The sequence below is a fragment of the Schlesneria sp. genome (assembly GCF_036405755.1).
Lineage (GTDB): Bacteria > Planctomycetota > Planctomycetia > Planctomycetales > Planctomycetaceae > Schlesneria > Schlesneria sphaerica.
Map to the genome: position 1 here is coordinate 1 of NZ_DASWWZ010000540.1, position 6,401 is coordinate 6,401.

Sequence of the window (6,401 nt, forward strand, 5' to 3'; positions counted from 1 at the left end):
ACAACAGTGCGACCATCGCTATAGCTTCCGTCGTCACTGGTCCCCGTGGGTGATCGCACCGGCGATGGGCTACAGCGGATTCACGGGACCGGGGTACACACGGACAATCTCGTATCAGGTCGGCTACTATCCTGCGCCACGAATCAACCCGTTTACCCCCGACCTGACGATCCCGCAGCCCATGACCGAACCGTCGTTCCTCGTTCCCAATGAGCAGCGTGAGACACCGTTCGAGCCGACCAAGGTTCCTGTGGTTCCCTCCAGTCCTGCTGCCCGGTTGCGGAGTCTTCAGCACCAGGCCCGGGGGGACCAGCGGCTGCGCGAACAACGATGGTCCGAAGCGCGTGCGGCCTATCGGGCCGCGGTGGACGCAGCTCCTGACCGGGCCGAAGCTCACCTGCGCCTTGGGTTGAGTCTCATCACAATTCAAAGTTTTCAGCCGGCCATCCGTGAACTGAAACGTGCCGTCTTCATTGACCCCACCATTCCGGCATCGGGGAACCAGTCCAAGATCCTGTTTGGCCCCGAAAGCGACGTCGTCCGCTCGTCCATCATCAGTAAAGTGATGGACTGGGTGCGGGAGGACTATCGAGAATCCGACCGCCTGTTTGTACTGGGCGTGCTGCTGCACTTTGAAGGAGACGCCCGAAGTCGTGAGTTTCTCGAGGCCGCCGATCGAATGAAACGACAAGGAGACAAAAGTCACATCCTGGCGTTTCTCGACCACGCGGCGAACGCCCCTGCTGCACCGCAGGACGAGCCCGTTGATCCTGCGATCCCGAAATTAAACGACGTCCCCCTGCCGATGCCATTTCCCGCACAGGGAGCAGAGGGATTCGCAGGGGATCATGGCGAACAGAATGGCACGAAACGAGGGCAACTTGCTCCGCTACCGGGTGCTCCCGTGCCAATGCCCGATCTCTAGAAATCTGGAACCGTTTTGTCAGAATTCAGTGAAAGCGATACGGAAAACTGGCGTTCCCTTGCAGATTCGATTACCGTAACCCGAATTCGATCGGGGAATCTGAACGTGGAACGGTTTTGCTAGATCAAAATAAGACGGATTTCGCAAAACAGTTCCCGTTTGATAAGGTTACATATCGGCGCATCGCAATTCGGCGTTGCGCGAGTCATTCGACGAGTTGGGGTTGGTACGATGAATGGTGATGAGACGATGGTTGGGGACGCTCAAACTCCGGCTGCACAGACGACAAGTCATGACGGCCCGACCGCGACACCCACTTCGCAAACAGGGGCGGAACCACACGTCGGTTCGGTGGCTGGACAGCCGCTAACCCCGGACGCATTGTCGGCCGCTCATGCTGCGGTCGCCTCAGCGTCGGCGGATACACTCACAACGAAAGAGGCCACCGTGGCAGAGCCCGTCGCCGCCGTGGTAACACCGACCGAATCACAGGCTGTCAGCAGCGCAACCGACGCCCCCGTCGCCGCGATGTCCTCTGCAGATGCTCCCGCGAGCGAATCCACGCCAACATCCGAGACGGCTGCCGCAACCGGCGAAGAAGCTCGCAAGAAGCCCGTCCTGAACCCGGACGTCAGCGGCCAGTCGTCGCGCGCTGTGGGCAGCATTGGAGCGGAAGTCGAGTCCGAAGCAGCAACCCTCGCTGCCGCGGCCGCAGCTCAGGCCCAGACCAATACCGCCAGTGGTCCCATCGGCCATATCGAACTGCCTCCAAAGCAGGTCGCACTGGATGACAGTCTCGAAAAAGAAATCGAAGCGGCGATGTCCGGCCAGATGACATCCCCCACCGCCCCGCCCGCCGGTGCCGTGACTCCCACCTCGTCGGCCATCGCGGAAGAACTTCCCGCCTCCGAAGATCAGTTAGAAGCGGGGACCAAACTGAAGGCCAAGGTTCAGAGCGTCACCGCTGACGACGTATTCTGCGAAGTCGGTTATCGCTCTCCCGGTCTGCTGCCCGCTCGCCAGTTCCCACAGGGAAAGCAGCCGCGCGTCGGCGAAGAGTTCCTCGTGATCGTGGAAAAGTACGATCCGGAAAACAGCGTCATTCTGGTGAACCTGCCCAAGGCGACCCGTAAGGCACGCGGCAACTGGGACGAACTCACCGTTGGCCAGGTGACCGAGTGTATCGTCAACAAGACAAACAAAGGCGGCCTCGAAGTCACCGTCGGTGGTTTGCGAGCCTTCCTTCCCGCCAGTCAGGTCGACCTTGGTTTCGTCTCTTCGATGGACGCTCTGGTCGGACAGAAGCTGACGGTACAGATTACCGAACTCAACCCAGCCAAGCGCAACCTCGTCGTCAGCCGTCGCTCTGTCATGATCGCAGAGCGGAAGGAACTGGCGGTCGCGTTCTGGGAAAAGGTCGAAGTTGGCCAGCAGTTCACCGGAACGGTCAAGACGATCAAGGACTACGGTGTCTTTATCGATCTGGGTGGTGCCGACGGATTCCTGCATATCGGTGAGATGAGCTGGACGCGTGTAAAGCATCCTTCCGAAGTTCTTCAGGAAGGCCAGAAGTGCGAAGTGGTCGTGCAGTCGCTCGACCGGGAAAAGCAGAAAATCGGCCTCGGAATGCGTCAACTGACACATAACCCCTGGGGCAGCGTTGAAACCAACTACGCCGTTGGTAAAGAAGTGACCGGGAAAGTCACACGAACCACCGACTTCGGTGCATTCGTTGAACTGGAACCGGGAGTCGAAGGCCTGATCCACATCAGCGAAATGGATCACCAGCGAATCCGCAAAGTGACTGATGTCGTCAACATCGGCCAGGAAGTTCAGGCACAAGTCCTGGAAGTCGCACCTGACCGTCAGCGAATCAGCCTGTCACTGAAGGCCCTCAAGCAGAAGCCGGAAAAGCCGAAAGACGAAGATCTGGCCCCCGGCAAAGGCGAGCCGTACGAACGCAAACGCAAAGAACCACTGCGTGGTGGCAAAGCGATGGGAAGCAGCGGGGGACTTTTTGGGAATCCTGGCGACTTCAGCCGCTGATCCAATAAGCGGTCTGCGACTGCTTGCTCTATGACTTGTTCCGAAGCCGTCAGGTGTGGCAAACTTCTGTTTGCTCCCTGAACGGCTTTTTTTAGACTCAGTTTTCGCTGCCAGACCAAGGTGATGCGCGAACCGAGTGCAATGGTCACCGTTTGTCGGATGGGACGTATGAGATTCACTTTTCCCCGACTGTTCAGTTCACTGGTTTGTGTGGCACTGGGTTGTGGAGGAGCGGTATCAACGACGTTCAGCACGTCCCTCGTCCATGCCGCAGATGAGCTGGCGAAAGCGAAATCGGCTTCTCCCGGAAAAGCGACGGTTCGGGATGAACGGCCTGGAATCGACTGGCCCATTTTCCTCGGCCCTCACGGTACCGGTATTTCGGACGAAAAAGGCCTGCTCGACGAATGGCCCGAGGATGGTCCCGAAGTCTTATGGGGCAAGCGAATCGGCAAAGGTTATAGCTCTCCCTCCATCCTCGACGGGCATGTCGTTGTCCATCACCGCCAGCGTGACCGGGACGTGATTGAATGCCTGACCGTACAGAACGGCGAACGGCTCTGGACGCATGAGTACGAAACGGACTTCTCGGACCCGTACGGATACAACAACGGCCCGCGATGTTCTCCCGTGCTGACCGCGAATCGCTGCTACACTTTCGGCGCGCAAGGTCGGCTGGTCTGCCTCGACCTGCAGTCGGGCAAGCTGATCTGGGAAGTCGAGACAACTAAGAAATGGAACGTCCCGGAACATTTCTTCGGTGCTGGCTGCACGCCCATTCTTGAAGGAAATCTGCTGATCGTCCTCGTCGGGGGACAACCCAATTCCGGCGTCGTCGCGTTCAATGCGGAGACTGGCGAGGTCGTTTGGGAAAGCGTCGGCAAAGATACCTGGGATGGCGTCCCCACTGATCAGGCCGGTAAAAAATACCGGTGGACCGGCGACGAAATGGTCGTCAGCTATTCGTCACCCATTGTTGCCACCATCCACGGGACAAAGCACCTCTTGTGCCTGGTGCGGCACGGTCTGGTGTCGCTGGACCCGACCAATGGGAATGTTCGCTTCAAGTACTGGTTCCGGTCCCGGGTCCACGAGTCAGTGAATGCGGCTCGACCTGTCGTCGTTGACGATACGATCTTCCTCTCGGCCGCCTATGAAACGGGGGCGGCGCTGCTGAAAGTCAAACCCGACGAACAAGACTACGAAGTCGTCTGGCGCAATAAGCGAGGCATGTCGACACACTGGTCGACCCCGATCTTCCAGGACGGCTGTATCTACGGCTTCAGTGGTCGCCACGAAGGCGAAGCGATGCTGCAGTGTGTTGACCTGAAAAGTGGCGAACTGCTGTGGGAAACGAATGGTTTCGAAGGAGCCCCGACAGAACTTCGTGCGAGTCCCGATGGGGGAATCGTGGATCGCGAAGGCAAGCCAGTGACGTTCTTCGGCCGTGGCTCGAAGACCGCCGTGGATGGCAAGTTCATCATGCTGGGTGAACGCGGGATCCTCGTCCTGGGTAAACTGAGCCGAGACAAATACGAGCAGATTAGCCGGGCTGTTTATCCTCAGATCCGCTATCCGGCCTGGGCGGCTCCTGTTGTTTCACACGGACGACTCTACCTCCGGGGTGAGGACTACCTGATTTGCCTCGATATCGCCAAGGCCGAAGCCTCCGCGAAGTAGCCGTCACGAATCGCTGCGGTGCTTGACCAGCCGGCCGTGAATCACAAGTGCCAGCAGCAGGACAACCCCCATCAGGAACGGTCGCAGGAGATCAAAATGGGTCACCCAGCTCGCCTTCAGCCATTCCTCTTTAAGCTGTGGAGAAAGTGCGGACTGCTTGATCAGTCGTTCCACGTTCGTAATGTTCAGTCCAACTTTGAGAACGGTAAAACTGAGCACACCAATCAGGGTTCGACCGATACTCCCTTCCCCCCCGAACAGGCTCGTGCCGCCGAGAACCACGCACGCGACGGCATCCAGCAGGAGATCGGCGTTCTGGTCCAGACTGACGCTGTTCATTCGGCCTGAGTTGACCATCCCTCCACACGCGGCGGTCGTCGCGCAAATTGCCAGGCAGGCGATGACGATCCGTTCGGTTCTGACTCCTGCCAGCCGGGCCGCCTGACGATTGCCACCCGTCATGTAGACGTACCGGCCGAAACGGGTGTGCTGCAGTACCAGGTGGGCCGCAATCATAACCGCGGCGGCCAAAGCGGCGCTCAGAGGAATACTGAGAGTCCCGTATCGCCCCAAGTGCAATTCGAGCAGCGGCGAGTTCCCCAACTCTCCCAGAACTGGCGGTACCGCGAATTTCTGACTGCGAGTCAGGAACCGGGCGAGCCCCAGCGCGATGTTCATCATTGCCAGTGTGATAATGAAACTGGGAAGTCCCGATGAGATTGTCAGCCAACCTGACAACAGTCCCATTAACACTGCCGCTAAAAGAGGAATCAGGATCACGAGCCCCGTTGCAAGGTACGAGACGTTCCCGGCCCCGTTCACTTCCTTTGGCCCTGCAGCCAATGACGATTCCCAAAGGACCCCGCACAGGCAAGCCGAGAGCAGCGCGACCATCCCTACTGAGAGGTCGATCTCGGCACACAGCAAGACAAAGGTCAGTCCTGTTGCGGCGATGGCCAGAACGGCTCCCTGCTTCAAGATAAGCGTCAACGTAGTGAGACTCAGGAAGTCACTGGCAATAACAGAGAAAACCAGGACGAGCGTGAAAAAACTGATCAGCGGCGCGAAGTCCGCAAGTTGAAATCGGGGAGCGAGCCCAGCTTCTTCGGGTTTCGACATAAAGCAGCTTCACGTTAGCAAAAGTGGATGAAAGCAATCGCAGCGAAATGATCTCAGGCCAGCGAGCCTGGATCCCCTCGAAGGCGAGGAAACATCAAGGTTTCGCATCACCGGAGACGTCCAATTGACATACAGAACAGGCACACCGACGTAGCGTCGAGCTCTATCGAGAATTCATTCGATGGAGTTCGACGTTATTATCGTGGCTTCCTCAGTGTGGTGAGATATTCGACGATGTCGACGAGTTCTTCCTGAGAAATGAGTTTAGCAAAGTCAGCAGGCATGAGCGAAACGGTCTGCTTGCTGCGTTCTTCAATCGCCTTGACAGGGAAGGTGCGAACGATGGCATCGCTCCCCTTCAGGATCACTTTCTCACCGTCTTCGCTGACGATGATCCCGGTCTGCGACGTCCCGTCTGCGAGCACAATCGTCCAGGATTCATAGTTATGGCTGATCCCCGCACTTGGAAAAATGATCGACTCGTACAGAGCCTGTCGACTCAGTTTAGATCCAATCTCTGACAAATTCGGACCAACCTCTTTCCCCTGCCCGTGGACGACGTGACAGGTATTGCACTTCGCCGTCGATGCGAACAGCTTCTGCCCGCTACCACTGTTTCCCTTCATCTGAG

At 57.9% G+C, this 6,401-nt stretch carries 5 protein-coding genes; 3 read left to right on the forward strand and 2 right to left on the reverse strand.

The window, feature by feature from the left end; translation table 11 throughout:
• The 3 genes from VGE80_RS18200 to VGE80_RS18210 form a co-directional block, all read left to right on the forward strand.
• The coding region (locus VGE80_RS18200) for a tetratricopeptide repeat protein (RefSeq protein WP_440593651.1) at positions 1-925 on the forward strand (925 nt) is incomplete at its 5' end.
• Positions 926-1,156: 231 nt separating this feature from the next.
• The gene (locus VGE80_RS18205) at positions 1,157-2,971 is read left to right on the forward strand and encodes a S1 RNA-binding domain-containing protein (RefSeq protein WP_440593652.1); all 1,815 of its coding nucleotides are present in this window, start codon (positions 1,157-1,159) and stop codon (positions 2,969-2,971) included.
• A gap of 168 nt (positions 2,972-3,139) precedes the next feature.
• Entirely contained in the window at positions 3,140-4,651 is a 1,512-nt protein-coding gene (locus tag VGE80_RS18210; protein ID WP_373650473.1) for an outer membrane protein assembly factor BamB family protein, read from the forward strand.
• Between the two features lie 3 nt (positions 4,652-4,654).
• Here the strand turns inward: VGE80_RS18210 and VGE80_RS18215 are convergent, their stop codons facing one another.
• Positions 4,655-5,770 (reverse strand): ABC transporter permease, encoded by a 1,116-nt coding sequence (locus VGE80_RS18215; protein WP_373650472.1) that lies wholly within the window; start codon positions 5,768-5,770, stop codon positions 4,655-4,657.
• A gap of 197 nt (positions 5,771-5,967) precedes the next feature.
• A partial coding sequence (locus tag VGE80_RS18220; protein ID WP_440593653.1) for a c-type cytochrome occupies positions 5,968-6,401 on the reverse strand: 434 nt, incomplete at its 5' end.